The organism is Paucibacter sp. TC2R-5, from assembly GCF_025717605.1.
GTDB classification, from domain to species: domain Bacteria; phylum Pseudomonadota; class Gammaproteobacteria; order Burkholderiales; family Burkholderiaceae_C; genus Paucibacter_A; species Paucibacter_A albus.
Genome location: NZ_JAJIRQ010000003.1, coordinates 46,945 through 62,822, shown reverse-complemented (window position 1 = coordinate 62,822; position 15,878 = coordinate 46,945). Strand labels below are relative to the sequence as shown.

General features: G+C 64.2%; 14 protein-coding genes. 3 read left to right on the top strand and 11 right to left on the bottom strand.

The annotated features are described in order from the left end of the window. Positions 1-23 precede the first annotated feature (23 nt). The 8 genes from LNV08_RS07235 to LNV08_RS07200 form a co-directional block, all read right to left on the bottom strand. On the bottom strand, positions 24-923 hold the full coding sequence (locus LNV08_RS07235) for an alpha/beta fold hydrolase (protein ID WP_263533025.1): 900 nt from the start codon (positions 921-923) through the stop codon (positions 24-26). Further along, positions 920-1,576, bottom strand: coding sequence for a TetR/AcrR family transcriptional regulator (locus tag LNV08_RS07230; protein ID WP_263533024.1), 657 nt, complete (start codon positions 1,574-1,576; stop codon positions 920-922). The genes LNV08_RS07235 and LNV08_RS07230 overlap by 4 nt, the downstream gene beginning before the upstream one ends. Further along, complete coding sequence (locus LNV08_RS07225) at positions 1,573-2,913, bottom strand: glycosyltransferase (protein WP_263533023.1); 1,341 nt, start codon at positions 2,911-2,913, stop codon at positions 1,573-1,575. The genes LNV08_RS07230 and LNV08_RS07225 overlap by 4 nt, the downstream gene beginning before the upstream one ends. Before the next feature lie 136 nt (positions 2,914-3,049). Continuing rightward, a complete protein-coding gene (locus LNV08_RS07220; protein ID WP_263533022.1) occupies positions 3,050-4,396 on the bottom strand; it encodes a sensor histidine kinase in 1,347 nt (448 codons plus the stop codon). Continuing rightward, positions 4,393-5,778, bottom strand: a complete 1,386-nt coding sequence (locus LNV08_RS07215) for a sigma-54-dependent transcriptional regulator (RefSeq protein WP_263533021.1) — start codon at positions 5,776-5,778, stop codon at positions 4,393-4,395. The genes LNV08_RS07220 and LNV08_RS07215 overlap by 4 nt, the downstream gene beginning before the upstream one ends. A gap of 76 nt (positions 5,779-5,854) precedes the next feature. Then, on the bottom strand, positions 5,855-8,320 hold the full coding sequence (locus LNV08_RS07210; RefSeq protein WP_263533020.1) for an FtsX-like permease family protein: 2,466 nt from the start codon (positions 8,318-8,320) through the stop codon (positions 5,855-5,857). Then, positions 8,320-9,081, bottom strand: coding sequence for an ABC transporter ATP-binding protein (locus LNV08_RS07205; protein ID WP_263533019.1), 762 nt, complete (start codon positions 9,079-9,081; stop codon positions 8,320-8,322). The genes LNV08_RS07210 and LNV08_RS07205 overlap by 1 nt, the downstream gene beginning before the upstream one ends. A gap of 36 nt (positions 9,082-9,117) precedes the next feature. Then, positions 9,118-10,392 carry an efflux RND transporter periplasmic adaptor subunit gene (locus LNV08_RS07200; RefSeq protein WP_263533018.1) on the bottom strand — a complete coding sequence of 425 codons (1,275 nt, stop codon included), beginning with the start codon at positions 10,390-10,392 and terminating at the stop codon, positions 9,118-9,120. Between the two features lie 195 nt (positions 10,393-10,587). Between LNV08_RS07200 and LNV08_RS07195 the strand changes: the two genes are divergently transcribed. The 3 genes from LNV08_RS07195 (at position 10,588) to LNV08_RS07185 (ending at position 12,689) form a co-directional block, all read left to right on the top strand. Continuing rightward, positions 10,588-11,712 (top strand): JmjC domain-containing protein, encoded by a 1,125-nt coding sequence (locus LNV08_RS07195; RefSeq protein ID WP_263533017.1) that lies wholly within the window; start codon positions 10,588-10,590, stop codon positions 11,710-11,712. Further along, positions 11,712-12,227, top strand: a complete 516-nt coding sequence (locus tag LNV08_RS07190) for a hypothetical protein (RefSeq protein WP_263533016.1) — start codon at positions 11,712-11,714, stop codon at positions 12,225-12,227. The genes LNV08_RS07195 and LNV08_RS07190 overlap by 1 nt, the downstream gene beginning before the upstream one ends. A gap of 177 nt (positions 12,228-12,404) precedes the next feature. Beyond that, positions 12,405-12,689: a hypothetical protein gene (locus LNV08_RS07185; protein WP_263533015.1), complete on the top strand. Its 285-nt coding sequence runs from the start codon at positions 12,405-12,407 to the stop codon at positions 12,687-12,689. Positions 12,690-12,781: 92 nt separating this feature from the next. On the opposite strand, the gene LNV08_RS07180 is transcribed toward LNV08_RS07185, so the two are convergent. The 3 genes from LNV08_RS07180 to dapA form a co-directional block, all read right to left on the bottom strand. After that, positions 12,782-13,582: an MBL fold metallo-hydrolase gene (locus tag LNV08_RS07180; protein WP_263533014.1), complete on the bottom strand. Its 801-nt coding sequence runs from the start codon at positions 13,580-13,582 to the stop codon at positions 12,782-12,784. Between the two features lie 82 nt (positions 13,583-13,664). After that, a complete protein-coding gene (gene bamC, locus LNV08_RS07175) occupies positions 13,665-14,888 on the bottom strand; it encodes an outer membrane protein assembly factor BamC (protein WP_263533013.1) in 1,224 nt (407 codons plus the stop codon). A 96-nt stretch (positions 14,889-14,984) separates the two neighbouring features. After that, positions 14,985-15,866: a 4-hydroxy-tetrahydrodipicolinate synthase gene (gene dapA / locus LNV08_RS07170; protein WP_263533012.1), complete on the bottom strand. Its 882-nt coding sequence runs from the start codon at positions 15,864-15,866 to the stop codon at positions 14,985-14,987. Positions 15,867-15,878 lie beyond the last annotated feature (12 nt).

The following is a 15,878-nucleotide window of genomic DNA, read 5'->3' as shown; positions in this document are numbered from 1 at the left end:
CCATCGCCCGCGCCGTCCACTCCTCAGGGCGACAGCTCCCGCAAAAACTCGCGGCAATGGGCGGCCACCAAGTCGGGCGCCTCCACCATGGGCACATGGCCGAGGTCGGCAAAGATGTGTTTGCGGCTGCCCGGGATGGCCGAGGCCAGCAGGTCGGCGTCGGCGACATGCAGCACCCGGTCTAGCCCGCCCCACAGAATCAGCGTCGGGGCGCGGATGCTGGCGAGGCCGGCGCGCTGATCCTGATCGCGTTCCAGGTCCGCCAGGAGTCGGCGTTCGATGTTGCGGCGCTGGCGTTTGTGCTTCAGCAATATTTGCATCACGAAGCTGGGCAGCCATGGCTTCTTGGCCATGCCCCAGTCCAGCATGGCGCGGTAGTCGGCCAGACTGTCGACCTCGATCATCGGATGTTTGTGGCCCTGCTCGACATGGGCGCGCAGCTCGCTGCGGCGGCTTTCGGCGCCTGCCGCGTCGATCAGGATCAGCGATTGGACCCACTGCGGCCTTTGCTGTGCCAAGCGCAGTGCCAGCGCGCCGCCCATCGAATTGCCCACCAGATGCAAGCGGCTGACGCCCAAGCTGCCCAGCCATTCGATCAAACGCTCGGCCTGCGCTGCAATGCCCAGATCCATGTCTGGCGCTGCAGTACTCTCGCCATGGCCCGGTAGATCGGGCAGCAACAAGCGCCGCTGCGGGCCCAATGCCCGGGCAAAGCGCAGCCAAGTGCTGTGGTCCGCGCAAGCGCCATGCAGCAAGAGCAGCACGTCGTGCGGCTTGGGTGCACCCGCCCCCGCAACTGCCTCAGCCGCAGCGCCTCTGTCCAGATAGGCCATGGGGCCAAAAGACAGCTGGCGACGCTGCATGGTCAGCCCGGCGCGCCTGCGCTCGCTGGCCATCGCCTGCCGAAACAACCAGGCCTTCATGGCGCATGCTCCGCGGGCCTCTGCGTGGCCTCCGAGGTCAAGGCCTGCGCAAACATCTGGCCATTGAATTCGGCCAGGCGATCCAGAAAGGCCTCGTCCATAGGCCGCTCCATCTGCGCCTCGAAGTTCTCCTTCAAGAGCATGGGCATCATGGCGAGGCTGGTGAAGGCCAGGCGCAGCAGGTCCGGGTCAAGCCCGGCTTGCACCAGCCCGCTTTGCTGCATTTCATCCAGCCGGCGGGCGCCGCGTTTTTGGCCGCGCTCCAGCAGTTGCTGCACGAAACGTCGGCCCGGCCCCTCGCTGAGCGCTACCACCTTGAACATCAGCTTGGGCAACTCCGGCGTGGCCGACATCGTGCGGTAGTAGGTGCGCAGATAGTCGATATAGCCTTGGCGGGTCGTCAAGGTATCGCTGTCGAGTGCGTCGAGTATGGGCGTCAGCGCAGCCCGGATCATCTCCTCGTACAGACCCTCCTTGTTGCCGAAGTAGTAGCGGATCATCGCGGTGTTGACCTGCGCCGCCTCGGCTATCCGGCGGGTGCTGACCTGGTGGTAGTCATCGGACAAGAAGAACTGCTTGGCCGCCAGCAGCAGGCGTTCAGGCACGCTGAGCGCGGAGCTCGTGCTGTCGGACTGTTTTTCGGAGTCGTTCATTGGAAAACGCCTGGCGCGGTGGATACAGCAGAAGGTTGTTTGGAACTTGTCAGCAAGCAATGTTCGATTTGGCTGCACAAGGCGCTGGCATCCGCGCGGCGGTCGAAGTGCGACGCCACTTGCGCGCAGCGCGCCTGCACGGAGGCGGAGCCGGATAACGTAGAAAGGGCAGCAAGTGCGCCTGCCAGTTTGGCCGCCGTCAGGCGTTTGGCCGGGATGACCCGACCGACGCCCAGTGCAGCCACACGGGCGGCGTTGTCGAATTGGTCCCAGGCGAAGGGCGTCAGCAATTGCGGCGTGCCGCAGCGCAGCGCCTCGGCCGTGGTGCCAATGCCGCCATGGTGGATCAACGCACGCGCCCGCGGCAGCAGCGTGGCCAGCGGCACATAGGCTTGCCAGCGCACCGAGTCGGGCAGATGCGCCGGTATCTGCGCCCGCTCTTTGCTCAAGAAGATGGCGCGTGCGCCCAGCTTTTGGGTGGCCGCCAGCGCGCAGGCAAAGAACTTTTCGGCATGCAGGTTGCCGGTGCCGGGCGTGAACACCAATGGGCGCTCTCCGGCCGCCAGCCAGGCCGACAGTTCCTCATCAAGCTCCTTTGCTGGGCCGGCCTCGAACAACTGAAAATCGCCTTCGATCAGCGCTTGTGGCCAATCCGGCTGCCGCGGCGCAAACCAGGACGGGAACAGCGTCAGTGACAAATCGGGCGCCGCGGCGATATGCCCGAGAAAAGATCGAACCGGCGTCAGCCCCAGCGGCCGACGCAGCCCATTGACCTGCGCCAGCGCCACCGGGTCAATCCAACCTTTCTCGATATGGCGCCAAAGTGCGCGGCGCCACGCCATCGGCACCCAAGTCGGCACCGAGGTCGGGCCTATGGTCAGTGGATCAAAGCAAGTCTTCAAATTGGACGGTGCCAGATAAGCCGCCACGACCGAATCGACCAGACCTAGCTCGCGGGCCATGGCCGCGCCCGGCACCAAGAAGGGATGGCTGATCACGACCTTGGGTGTTTGCGGCGGCAGTGACCGAAGCAAGTCCAACAGTTGCGCCAGTCCCTCGCGGTAGCCGCTGGACAAGAGCGCGCCGAAGGATTTCTTGGCATCCCAGATGTCGGGGTTGTTCAGCAAGCGCAGGTATTCCTCGTCCGAGCCCAAACCCATGCAGGGGATGCCGGCCTGGCGCAGCAGGGGCGCATGGAAGCTGTGCGTGATGAAAGTGACCTGTCGGCCAAGCGCTTGCAAGCCTTTGGCCAGACTCATCATCGGATGAATGTCGCCGGTCGTGCCGACCGTGATGACCAGGTAGTGGGGCGCCTCTGAGGCGGGAGAAATTTTCATGGCCAAGAGCTTAGTGCTTGGTGCGCGGCATGCCCAGCGAAGTTGCCACTCAAAATAGCCGTTTTGGATAAACAAGGCGGCCTGCTCGGGCTGCCGGGGCCAAGGCCGGTTGCGGTGAGTTTCGGCCTCAGCGGTTTCAGCGGCCGCCTTGAACGATGGCGCTGAAACGCAAGATCGCCGCGCAGCCCCGGCCCGGCCCATCCCGGCGCGGCTCAAGGCTCAAGCTGCCTTGATGGGCCTCGGCAATCTGCCTGGAGAGCACCAGGCCGATGCCCGCGCCCTCGGGCTTGGTGGTGTAGAAGGGCACGAACAGATTGGCCGGATTGGCGATGCCCGGGCCGCAGTCCAATACGCTCAACTGCAGAGGCTGGACTTGGCAGCGCAGCTCCAGCGGCGCGCCGCCGGCCTCGACGCCGTTCTTCAGCAGATTGATCAAGAGTTGCTCGATCTGCACCGGGTCACCGAAGAAGGGCAGTTTGAATTCGCTTGGCATCGGCGCAAGACAGTCGCCCGCGATCGTCAAGCTTAGCCCCGCCTCGGGCAGCATGGTCGGCAAGCGCCGCAGCAAGGCGGCCAGATCGAACAGCTGCTTTTGCGGCTCGGGCAGGCGTGCGAGCCTGGCGTAACGGCGTACGAACTCCGCCAGATGTTGCGCGCGCTCGTGAATGATGCCCAGGCCTTCATCCAGATCGGCTTGCTTGGATTCGCTGTCATCCGCTGCCGCGCTGACTCGGCGCAAGGTGGCGCTCAGGCTTGAGATCGGCACCAGCGAGTTATTGACCTCATGACTCAAGACCCGCAGCAGGCGTCGCCAGGCTTGTAGCTCCTCGCTGCGCAGCACCTGTTTGAGGTCGGTGACGAAGAGCAAGGTCTGCTCGCGGCCATCGACCGAATAGGGCAGGCGCCGCAGCCGCCACAGGCCGGCCGCGCCGGCAAACACATGCTCGCTCAAGACGGCGGTGTTGGCCGTCAGCAGCGCGGCCAGGCCCAGCTCGGCGGCGCTGCGGCCCAGCACCGCGTCCTTGTCGCGCAGCAACAGCGCCAATGCGGCCGGGTTGGCCAGGCGCAGACTAGCCTGCTCATCAAACGCAAAGATCGCCACGTCGATGCCTTGCAAGACGGCGTCCACCAGACAGTGCGCTTCTTCCGCGCGCAGGCGCTGGCGATGCAGCGTGTCGACCAAGGCATTGATCTGCTCACCTAACTGCTCATTCGCACTGGCACTGCGCAGGCGTTGGCTGTAGTCACCCGAGGCGATGCCCTCGACCACATTGCCTAGGGTCTGGAGCTGAAACTCGGCCCGCCTCGCCAGGCCCCAAGCGGCCCCCAGCCATGCGCCGCTGCACAGCAGCCAGAGCAGGATCTTGGGGTAGATCAGCCACGCTTGCTGCCAGATAAAGAAGCTCGCCAGGCCCCAGGCCGGCGCGCCGCCGGCCAAGGCCCAGAGCCCCAGCCGCTTGGCAAAGCCCGGGTATGACTTCACAAGCGGTACTTTTCGAGCCGGCGATAGAAGGCCGAGCGGCTCAGGCCTAGCGCCTGAGCGGCCTGCGGTGCGTTGCCGCCAGCGCGCTTGAGCGCCGTGCGTATCAAGATCACCTCGGCCTCCTCCAGCGTCAACTCGCCCGCATCGAAGGCCGCCGTGGCGACCGGCGCTGTTGCCCCATTCAAACCCAGATCGGCGGGCTCCACCAACTGTTGCTGAACCAACAAGCTAACGCGTTCCATGCAGTGCGCCAGTTCGCGCACATTGCCCGGCCAGTGATGCTGCAACAGCGCCTCGCTGGCGGCGGGGCTGAGCGTCTTAGCCGGGCGCTGATAACGCCGCGCATGGCTGGCCAGGTAATGCTCGGCCAGGCTCACAATGTCGGCGCCGCGCTCGCGCAGCGGCGGCAGATGCAACTGCACGCTATTGAGCCGGTAAAGCAGGTCGCGCCTGAAACTGCCAAGCTCAACCATCTGCGCCAGATCCGCGTTGCTGGCCGCGATCAGGCGCACATCGGCCCGGCGCAGCTTGGCCGAACCGAGCCGCTCGAACTGCCCGCCCTCTAGCACCTGCAAGAGCTTGGCCTGCTGATTCAAAGGGATGTTGCCGACCTCATCTAGAAATAGCGTGCCGCTATCGGCCAACTCGAAGCGGCCAATGCGGGTCTGGCGGGCATCGGTGAACGCACCTTTCTCATGGCCGAACATCTCGCTCTCGAACAAGGTGTCGGGGATGGCGCCCATATTGACGCTGATGAAAGGCGCTTGGGCGCGCACCGAGGCGCGGTGGATGGCCTGTGCGAGCTGGCTTTTGCCGGTGCCGTTTTCGCCGGTGATCAGCAGATTGACGCCGGCATCCTTGAGCCTTTCCACCTGCGCCATCAAGGACTGCATTGCCGGCGAAGCCGCTATCCAGGGCCGCTCGCTCTGGCCCTCGGCGCTCAGCAATTGATTTCTGGCCGCTAGCCGCTGATTGGCTTGGCGCGTTTGGCGCAGCGCCAGCAAATTGCGCAGCATGCTGGCCAGGCGGTTGTTGTCCCAGGGCTTCTCGATGAAGTCACTGGCCCCGCCCCGCATCGCCTCGACCGCCAGCGCGACCGTGCCCCAGGCGGTCATCGCGATGATGGGCAGCTGCGGGTCGACGGCATTGGCTTGGGCGATCAGGCTCAGGCCTTCTGCGCCTGAGGTGGTGTCGCGGCTGTAGTTCATATCGGCCAGCATGACGCCGAACTCGCGCCGCGCCAGCGCCGCCAAGGCCTCGGCCGGCGAGGCCACCAGCTCGCAGTCCAGCCCCTCGCTATTGAGGAAAATCCTCAAGGTGCTGCGCACGGCGGCATCGTCATCGGCCACCAGGATGGGCAGGGCAGGGAGCTGAGCGGTCATTGGGAAGGGCGGATCGTCGGGCGGGCTTGCGGCTCATTCTCGCCCAGGCCCGTGTCCAGTACGGTGGCGCCCAAGTTCATTCGCAATGCAATGCCATATTCGGCGGCATCGCGATCGCTCGCCGAGCCGGCAACCAGGTCGCCAGCATCACCACTGCAGCGATGACGAGCCCGACGCCCAACACGCCGAGCAGCAATGCCGGCCCGACCTCATCCATCTGCGTGATGGCCAGCCAGCCCAAGAGCAGGCCCAGCGGCATGCCCAGCGCCAAGGCCCAAAGCCCTTGGCGCAGCAGCAAGCGCAAAACCTGCGCATCGCTGGCGCCGACCGCGCGGCGCACGCCGATCTCCTGCGTGCGCTGAGCCACCGCCCGACTGGTCACGCCGTAGATGCCGCTAACGCCTAAGGCCAGCGTCATCAAGCCCAGGATCAAGCACAGTGCCGCCATCACCTCGGAGCCGCCGTAGGCAATCTTTTGCCGCTCCTCGGCGCTGTAGACATGCTCCAGCGCTAGCGCGGGGTCGGCGCGGGCGATTGCCTTGGCCAGCAGATCCCGGTTGGTGGCTGTGTCGGCCCAGCCAACCATGGCAATGCCCAGCTGATCGGGGACCGACTGGCTGATAGGCAGATAAATGTTGTGACTGCGCATACCGTTGTCGCCGCCCATGCCCTGCACCAGATGGCCGTTGACGCCGACCACGGTGTACCAGTCGCGCACCTTCGCCCCGGTCTTGTCGACCTTGGGGTTCAAGGCAAAACGTTTACCCAACACGGCTTGCGGGTCCAGGCCCGGCCAATACTGTGCCGCGAAGTTGCGGTTGACGATGGCCACATGCAAGCTGTCCGCGCGGTCATGGCTGCCGAACTCGCGCCCGGCCAGCAAGGGCACCTCGAGTGTCTTGAAGAAGCCGCCGTTGACGCTATAGACGCCGGCTTCGGGGTAACGCTCATCCTCTACGGTCATGCCCTCGGGCAAAACCTCTTCGGTCGAGGACATGCCGCCGCCGGGCAGGCTCAGACTCAAGGCGACGCCGGCGCTGGATGCTGCCGCACTGTCGCGCAGACTTGTTTCGACCCGAGCCCAGAGTTGGGCGCGGGCGGCTTCGTCTTTGGTGTAGGCGGCCTGGCGCGGCCGCAGCATGGCCGTCAAGACGCCCTCGGTGCGCGCGCCGGTGCCGGCGTTCAGGCGTTGATGGACCGAATAGGTCTGCGCGGCCGACACCAGCAGCAACAAGCTCGACAACATGATTTGCAAGAACACCAGCACGCGGCTGAAACGCCCGGCCGCCCGGCCGCCAGCGCCGCGGCCATCGCGCAGCACCGCCGCGGCATCGACCGCCGAGGCACGCCAGGCCGGCAGCAAGCCGGTGGCCAGCGCGGTGACAAAGGTCAGGCCCAGGCCAAAGGCCGCCGCCGCGCCGCTCATCTGGATGCGAATCCAGAAGGGCATGCGGCCGTCTGAGGTCTCGAAGACCGCTTGCTGTGTCGCCTCCAAGGCCCAGGCGCTGAAGAACAGGCCGATCAGCGCGGCGGCCAGGCTCAGGATCAAGGCTTCAGCGAGCATTTGCTGAATCAGGCGGCCACGCGGCGCGCCCAGCGCGGCCCGCACCGCCAACTCTTGCCGCCGCTCGTTGGCACGTGCGAGCAGCAAGTTAGCGGTGTTGATGCAGACCAGGCTCAGCAGCAACACCGCCGCGCCGGCCAGACCGAGATAGATGGCGTCGGTGTCCGGCATGCTCCACTTGGCATAGGGCAGCGCCACGGCGCCGACCTTGGCATTGCTCTTGGGGAAGCTGACGGCCAAGCGCTGCGCCGTCAGGTCCAGCTCCTGCTGAGCTTGGGAGCGACTCGCCCCGGCCTTGAGTCGCCCCAGCACAAACACATGCTTGGCCGTGCCCATTTCCATGCCCTGCGCGCGGACCATGCCGGCGCCGGGCATGTTGAAGGGCAACCAGAGCTGTTGCGTGATGGGAAAGCGCAGCGCGGCCGGCAGCACGCCGACGATTTCGGTGCTGACGCCGTTGATGCTGATGTGGCTGCCGATGACTTGCTTGCTGCTGCCCAAAAAGTTGCGCCAGATATCCGCGCCGATGACGACCACCGGCGGCGCGCCGGGCAACTCGTCGCTGGCTTGCAATAGGCGCCCTACCTCGGGCTTGGCTGCGTCGCCCAACCAGGGCCAGATGGCGGCCGGCACATAAGCCGCCTGGAAATTCTGCGGGTATTGCTGCGTGCCGCCGAGCGTGACGGTGGCCGTATCCAGCGCCTGCAGCCCTTCCAGGCTGGGTGTTGCTCGGGCGTATTCAAGAAAATCCAGGTAGTGAACGCTCTTGCCTTGCGTGCGCTCATCATGGCGGGTGGCTTCGACGGCGAGCAGCCGTTCGGGCTCGGGGAAGGGGATGTTGCCGGCGGTGAAGCTGAAGTAGATGGCCGCGCTATAGATTGCAAAACCCAGGCCGCAGCTCAGCGTCAACAGGCTCAGCAGCGCGAAGCCGGGGGCGCGGCGCAGCGAGTTCAGGGTTTGGCTCAGGTCATCCCACATCACAGCTGCTCCGCGGTTTGACGCGCGACCAGAGCTGGCGCAGGCGTCGGTGCAAGCGTTGGCATCAAGGTGGGCATGTCGGCCACCACCCGGCCGTCAAACAGCGAGATCGTGCGCTGCGCGGCCGCCGCGTAGCGCGGGTCATGCGTGACCATGCACAGCGTGGCGCCGCCGGCATGTACATCGCTGAGCAACTGCATCACCAGATCGGCGTTGCGTGAATCGAGGTTGCCGGTCGGCTCGTCCGCCAGGATCAGACTGGGCTTGCCGACCAGCGCGCGCGCGATGGCCACGCGCTGCTGCTGGCCGCCGGACAGCTGGGCCGGGTAATGGCGTGCACGGTGGCCCATATCGACCTGCGCCAGCACCTCGGCCACGCGGGCGCGGCGCTCGGCGCGGCTCATTTCGCTGCGGTAGGTCAGCGGCAATGCGACGTTATCTTCCACGCTCAGGTCGCTGATCAGGTTGAAGGCCTGAAAAACAAAGCCGATCTGGCGGTTGCGCAGCAAGGCGCGGGCGCGGTTGTCCAGCGCTTCTACGGACTGCCCGGCTAAGGCATAGTTGCCGGCGCTGGGGCTGTCGAGCAGGCCCAGGATGGCCAGCAGGCTGGACTTTCCGCAGCCGGACGGGCCGCTGACGGCCAGGAACTCGCCGCTGTGGATTTGCAGATCGACGTCGTCCAGCGCGCGGGTCTCCAACTCATCGGTGAGAAAGCTTTTTTGGATGCCTTGCAGCTTGATCAGAGGGGCGGTGGAATTCATAGGGGTGTCTCCTGGGTTAACTATTTGAACTTGAGTTCAGCGGATGCTGACGCGGGCGGCCTGGCTCCAGGCGCTGGTGTCGGAGACGACGATGCGGTCCCCAGACTGCAGGCCCGAAAGCACGGCGATCCGGCCGACCGAGGCCGCACCGAACTGCACCGGCACACGTTCGGCAACGCCGCCCGTGCCGACGCGGAACACGCTGGCGGTCGACTGCGCTTGACTGAAGACCGGCCGCTGCACTTGCAAGGTGTCGGCGAGGCGTGTGATGGCGATCACGCCGTCCACGCTCAGATCGGGCCGAGCACCGCGCGGCAGCGGGCCTTGCAGACTGATGTCGACCTGGACTGAGCCCTTGCTGACTCTGGGTGCAACGCGCGAGACGATGCCGGCGATTTGGCCGTCGCTGCCGCCGGTGCGCAGATCCAGTCGCACGGTTTGGCCGATGGCGATGTCGCGGGCCATCGCCTCTTGCACCTGCAATTCGGCGTAAAGAGCGTCGGCCCTGGCCATCTTGGCCAGATTGGCGCCGGCCGGCACGCTTTGCCCCGGCTGTAAGGCCAGCTCCTGCAGGATGCCGCTCATCGGCGCGCGCACCGTCAAAGCGGCCACTTGATCTTGGTCGCGCTGCAGGCTCTTGCTCAATTTGGCGAGCGTCGCCTGCTTGGCACTCAGCTGCGCTTGCTGGTTGGCTTGGGCCTGCTGCAAGAGTTGGCGCTCCAGGCTCAGGCCTTGCGTGCTTTGCTTGAGGTTGAATTCGCTGCGCTGATAGGCCAGCTTGGACACCATGCCGTCTTTCAATAGCTCCTGATCGGCAGCCCACTGCAGTTGAGCGCTTTGCAGCGCCAGTTCGGCCCGCTGAACGGCGGCGCTGGCACTCATTTGCTGGCTCTCCAGGCTTAAACGCAGCGCACGCGCCTCGGCCTGTGCCTGCTCCAAGGTCCAGCGGCTTTCCTCGGCGCGCTGTTGCAACTGCGGATTGCTCAAGACCAGCAAGACCTGACCCTGTGCCAGTTCGTCACCGGCCTGCACGGCGATGCGCTCGACTCTGCCTTCGCTCTGCGCGGCGATCCAGCGGACCTCGCTGGGCAACAAGATGCCGCTGGCACGCAGGTCCAAGTCGAGCGCGCCGCGCTCGACGGTGGCCAGGCTGACGGTCTTGGCGCTTACGCTCATCGAGGCCGGGCGTGCGTTCAGGCCCAGGCTCAGGGCGCCGCCCAATAGCGCCAGGCCGGCGGCGGCGAGGCCGCTCCATTTGATGATGGGGCGACGTAAAAAGGCGAATCGGTGAGGCGCGTGGCGAATATCCATGGCTTATCTATTGCAGGACTCGTGCCAGGCGTCGCTAGCTGGCTAAGTGCTTGATTTACAAACCCCTGGGCCACCGGCGTGGACTTGAGTTGGCGCAAGCGGTCTCGAAATTGGGACGGGCCTGCTGTCGTTTTTCCCGTTACTGGGACGCCAGGGGGGGCGCGTTCGCCCGCGCCAGCAAGCACAATGTCGCCCATGAACATTGAATCTCCATTGCCGCTGCTTGCCGGCCTTTCGCCCGAACAATTCATGCGCCTGCATTGGCAAAAAAAGCCTTTGCTGGTCCGCCAAGCCTTGCCCGGCATCAAACCGCCGGCGACCCGTACCGAGTTGGCGCGCATGGCTGCCAGCGAGGATGTCGAGTCCCGCTTGGCTAGCTCGTTCGAGGGCCGCTGGGCGCTTTATCCGGGTCCGGTGGCCAAGTTGCCGCCGTTCTCCAAACCGGGTTGGACCTTGTTGATTCAAGGCCTGGAGCAGCATCTGCCGGCCGCGGCTGACTTGCTGAATCAATTCCGCTTTGTGCCCGAGGCGCGGCTCGATGATTTGATGATTTCTTACGCCACCGACGGCGGCGGCGTCGGCCCGCATTTTGATTCTTACGATGTGTTTTTGATTCAGGTGCAGGGCCAGCGCCGCTGGCGTATTGGCCGTCAGCCGGGCGCGGAGCTGCGGGATGACGTGCCGCTGAAGATCATCAAGAACTTCGTGTACGAGGAAGAGTTTGTGCTCGACGCCGGCGACATGCTGTACCTGCCGCCGGGCTGGGCGCATGACGGTGTGGCGGTGGGTGAGTGCATGACCTGCTCGGTCGGATTTCGCACGCCTTGGCGGGCCGAGTTGGCCAAGGATCTGCTCAGCCGTTTGATGGACGATGAGGATCAGGGTTACGCCAACAAAATGTATGCCGACCCCAAGCAGGCGGCGACTGCCACGCCGGGCCTGGTGCCCGAGCAGCTGATCGAATTTGCCCGTGACGCCGCCGAGCGGGCGTTGCGCGAACCGCGCGCCTTGGAGCGCGCCTTGGGTGAGGCCCTGACCGAGCCCAAACCGCGTGTTTGGTTCGAGGCGGGCGCCGAGTTTGCGCCGGATCAGGGCGTTAGCCTGGATAGGCGCAGCCGCATGATGTACGACAAGTTTCATGTGTTCATCAACGGTGAATCCTTCCGCGCCGCCGGGCGCGATGCGACGCTGATGCGTGCGTTTGCTGATAGCAAGCTGCTGACACGCAAGCAGGTCGCTCAGTTGTCCGAAGGCGCACGCGACTTACTGGCTCAGTGGGTCGAAGATGGTTGGGTCCAGCAAGAGGTGGGGCAGGGCTGATGGATGCGCTGGCGCCGGGCAAGTTCGAGGGCAGGGCGGCTTATGTGGCCAATTTGCGGCAAGCCTTGCTACAGGCTTGTGCGGCTGGCGCACGGGACCTGTACTGCTTCGATGAAAACCTGGTCGATTGGCCCTGGTCGGATGCCGATGTTCTCGCGGCCTTGACGACTTGGGCCAAGCCGCGCCGGCGCTTGCATCTGCTGGCCGCGGAATACGAGGATTTGCGCCAACGTCATCCGCGCTTTGTGCGCTGGCGCGGCAACTGGGGGCATTGCGTGCAGGCCCTGGCTTACACGCCCGAGGCTTTTGCCGCGGCCGGATCCTGTGGTGGGGTGCAATCGTTTTTCACTTGCGTTGGTACTGAGCAGGCTCTGAGCCTCAGCCTGTTCGACAAGAGGCTTTGGCGATCGTCAATTTCCACCGAAGCCGAAGATTCATTGCAAAAAAGCCAATGGTTTGATGCATTAGCGCAACGATCGAGCGAATCGTTTGCTGTTACGACACTGGGCCTCTAAGAGGCTTCAAACGAGCAAGCTATAATTTGCGGCTAGGCGGTGGAAGCGCTCGAGGTTTCCTCGTCTTGTCATGCCGAAGTTTTACAACAACAGCCACCGCGAGGTTTGGTCAACGTTGTTGGACTTCAAAAAATTACCGGTAATTGCAATTTCGTTTAACGATTTTTGAGGATAAGTATGAACAAGTCGATCCTGTTGGCTGCTGTGCTGGCTGCTGTTGCTCTGACCGCTTGCGGCAAAAAAGAAGAAGCTCCTGCTGTTGTGGCTCCTGCTGTTGCTGAAGCCGCTTCGGCTGTCGCAGTGGCTGCTGACGCAACTGCCTCGGCAGCTGTGACTGCTGTTGACGCTGGCGCTTCGGCTGCCGCGGCCGGCGTTGCTGACGCTGCTTCCGCAGTGGGCGGCATGGCTGCTGACGCCGTCAACAAGGCTGCTGATGCAGCTAAGGACGCTGTCAAGAAGTAATCGCTTCTCGATGTGATCGGTTCCGATCACCGCAAAAACCGCCCGGTGCAAATCAGGCGGTTTTTTTACGTCTGATGTTTCTCGGCTTGGTTTCAGCTCAGTTCGGTCCAGGCGCAGCCTAGGTCCTGGCTGGCGACAGGGATCACGTCGGGCGAGCAGCCCAGCACTGCGGCCAGGCTTGCGGCGGCCAGCGCCGGCCTGTTGTTGCTTTCGCTCAGATGGGCGGCGACCACATGCTGCAGCCCCGTGTGCAGGCAGCTCCGTAGCAGTTCGGCGGCACTTTCATTGGACAGGTGGCCGTGGCTGCCCAGGATGCGGCGCTTGAGGCTGGCGGGGTAGCCCGATGCGCGCAGCAGTTCCTCATCGTGATTGCACTCCAGCAACAGCGCTTGGCAGCCTTGCAAGGCTTGCGTCACGGAAGCGCAGGCGTGACCGAGATCGGTGATCAGGCCTAGCGAGCGGGCGCCGTCGCTGCAGCGCAGATGCAGCGGCTCTTGCGCGTCGTGCGGCACGGCAAAGGGCTTGATCTGAATGTCGCCCAAGTCGGCGCATTCGCCGTCCTTGATCAGATGCAGCAGAGCCGGGTCGAAGTCGGCCGCCGACATATTGTTCGGCCGGTCACTCAAGGCTCGCCAAGTGCCACGGCTGGTCCAAAGCGGGATGCGAAAGCGCTGCGCCAAGTTCAAGGCGCAGCCGATATGGTCACCATGTTCATGGGTGATGAAGATGGCGTCCAAGTCGGCCGGGCTGCTGCCGGCGCGTTCCAGGCGGCGCGTCAATTCGCGCAGGCTGAAGCCGCAGTCGACCAAGAGCTGCGTGCTGGTGATGCCTTGACTGGCCTCGATCAGGCTGGCGTTGCCGCCGCTGCCGCTGCCTAGGCTGCAAAAACGCATTGAAAAACCTTCTGGGCGAGAACAATAAAAAACGCCGCAGACCTTGCGGCAGCGGCGTTAGCTTGATCGGGGCAGGCCCGGTTCAGCGCAAATCGTCCATCAGCAAGTTGAGGATACGCTTGGCATTCTCGTTGGTCTGCTGTTGGCCCTTGTCGTCCAGCACCATCACCGTGCTGCGCTCGCCTTCAGACTTGACCGAAACACGGTAACGCGTCGCCACCGGGGCAGCATCCGAGCTGAACAATTTCTGGAAGAAATTAGGCTCTTCCTTACCAGCCTGGGTCGGGTCGGCATAGCGCAAGAAGAACAGGCCTTGCTTGCGGTCACGGTCTTCAATCGTGAAGCCGTGGCGGTCCAGCGACTGGCCAACTCGGCGCCATGCACGCTCGAAGCCTTCGTTGACCTGCAAGGCGTCCGGAACTTCGGCCAAAGAGCGCGTGGTGGCTGCAAGAGCCACGCCCGTCGGGGCCGCTGCTGCAGCAGAACCTGCTGGCAATGCTTGCACCTTGGCGGCGGTAAGCGCGGCCTTGGCCTGCTCGTCGCTGGCACCCAGCTTGAGCATCAGGCGCGACAGCATTTCGGCTTCCAACTGCGGATCGCTCGGGCGCGGCTGCCAGGCGGTATTGTCTTTTTGCGCGCCGGTGTAGATCTCTTGCATGCCGCGGTGGCTGATGAAGACCTCGGTGCCTACGCCGTTGGCGCCGCGCTCCAAGCGGGTGCGGAACATGTCTTTCTCGCCGGTCGAGTAAAAGCTGTCCAGCACCTTGCCAAGGGTCGAGCGGATGATGTCTTGCGGCAACTTGGCACGGTTTTCGTTCCAGTTGGTTTCCATCACGCCAACATCGGCCGAGTCCTTCAGGACCTCGAAGCCGCGCTCTTGCCAGAAGTCACGCACCAGTGGCCACATTTGCTCGGGCGTCAAGCTGCTGACCAGCCAGCGCTGCGAGCCACTGCGCTCGATGCGCATATCGGCCACCGCGTTCAAAGCCACCGTGTTGGCGGGTTGGCCGGCGGCCATGGCCGCTTTTTGCTCCTTGCCCTTTTGCTGGAAGCTCGCCGCACTGACGCTTTCGCCTTGCGGCTGGTTGCGGTTGTCGCGTGCCAATTGCTTCAAATCGGGTGGAATATCCAGCCCGGTGGTTTGGCGCGCGCCGCTGCGGTAGTCCACCTTCTCGGACGAGAAAGTGTTGTCAAGAGTGCTGCAAGCAGCCAATGATCCCAGCAAAGATGCGACGGCCAAGCGGCATGCCAGGCGCACCGGAGTGGCCGTGGAGGAAACAAATGAGGAACGAGTCACGCTAGACATCTCCGAGGGAATCAGGGCGGCTGGGACCGTATGAGCACGGCCCAAATTTCAAAAAGCGAATGGGGGGATTAGAGCAGACTGCAGCAGCGGCGGCGATCAGAGCAAACCAGCCTCATGCATCGCCCGCTCAACCTTGGCCTGGCCGTCTGCCGTCAAGGTGGTGATGGGCAGGCGCAGCGCATTCTTGCAGCGGCCCAGTTTGGCCACTGCCCATTTGGTCGGGGCAGGGCTGGGCTCGCAGAACAGCTGTTTGTGCAGGTCCAGCAGTTGGAAGTGAATCCGGCGCGCCTCTGCCACTTGGCCGGCCAAGGCCGCGCGGCACAACTCGCTCATCAAACGCGGAGCCACATTGGCCGTGACACTGACGTTGCCGTGGCCGCCCAAGAGCATCAGGGCGATCGCGGTGCCGTCGTCACCCGAGTAAATCGAAAAGCCTTTGGGCGCCAGCTTGATCAGCTGAGCCGCACGTTCAATATTGCCGCTGGCTTCCTTGACGCCGAAGACGCCGGGCAAGGTCGCGCAGCGCAGCGTGGTTTCGGGCTGCATATCAGCGACGGTGCGGCCGGGCACGTTGTACAGCATCATGGGCAGGTCGACCGCCTCGGCGATCGCCTTGTAATGCTGATAGATACCTTCTTGCGAGGGTTTGTTGTAGTAGGGCACGACCGACAAGCTGCAGTCGGCGCCGACCTTTTTGGCGAAGCGGCTCAGATTGATGGCCTCGGCGGTGGAATTGGCGCCGGTGCCGGCCATGACGGGGACACGGCCGGCTGCATGCTCAACCGCAACCCGGATCACTTCGCAGTGCTCTTCCACGTCCACCGTGGGCGATTCGCCGGTTGTGCCGACCACGCAGACGCAGCTGGTGCCCTCGGCGATATGCCAGTCGATCAAATTGCGTAATGCAGCGTAATCAACGCTGCCGTCTTCTTGCATCGGTGTCACGAGTGCGACGATGCTGCCAACTAATCCGTTCATTGCAATTCCTAG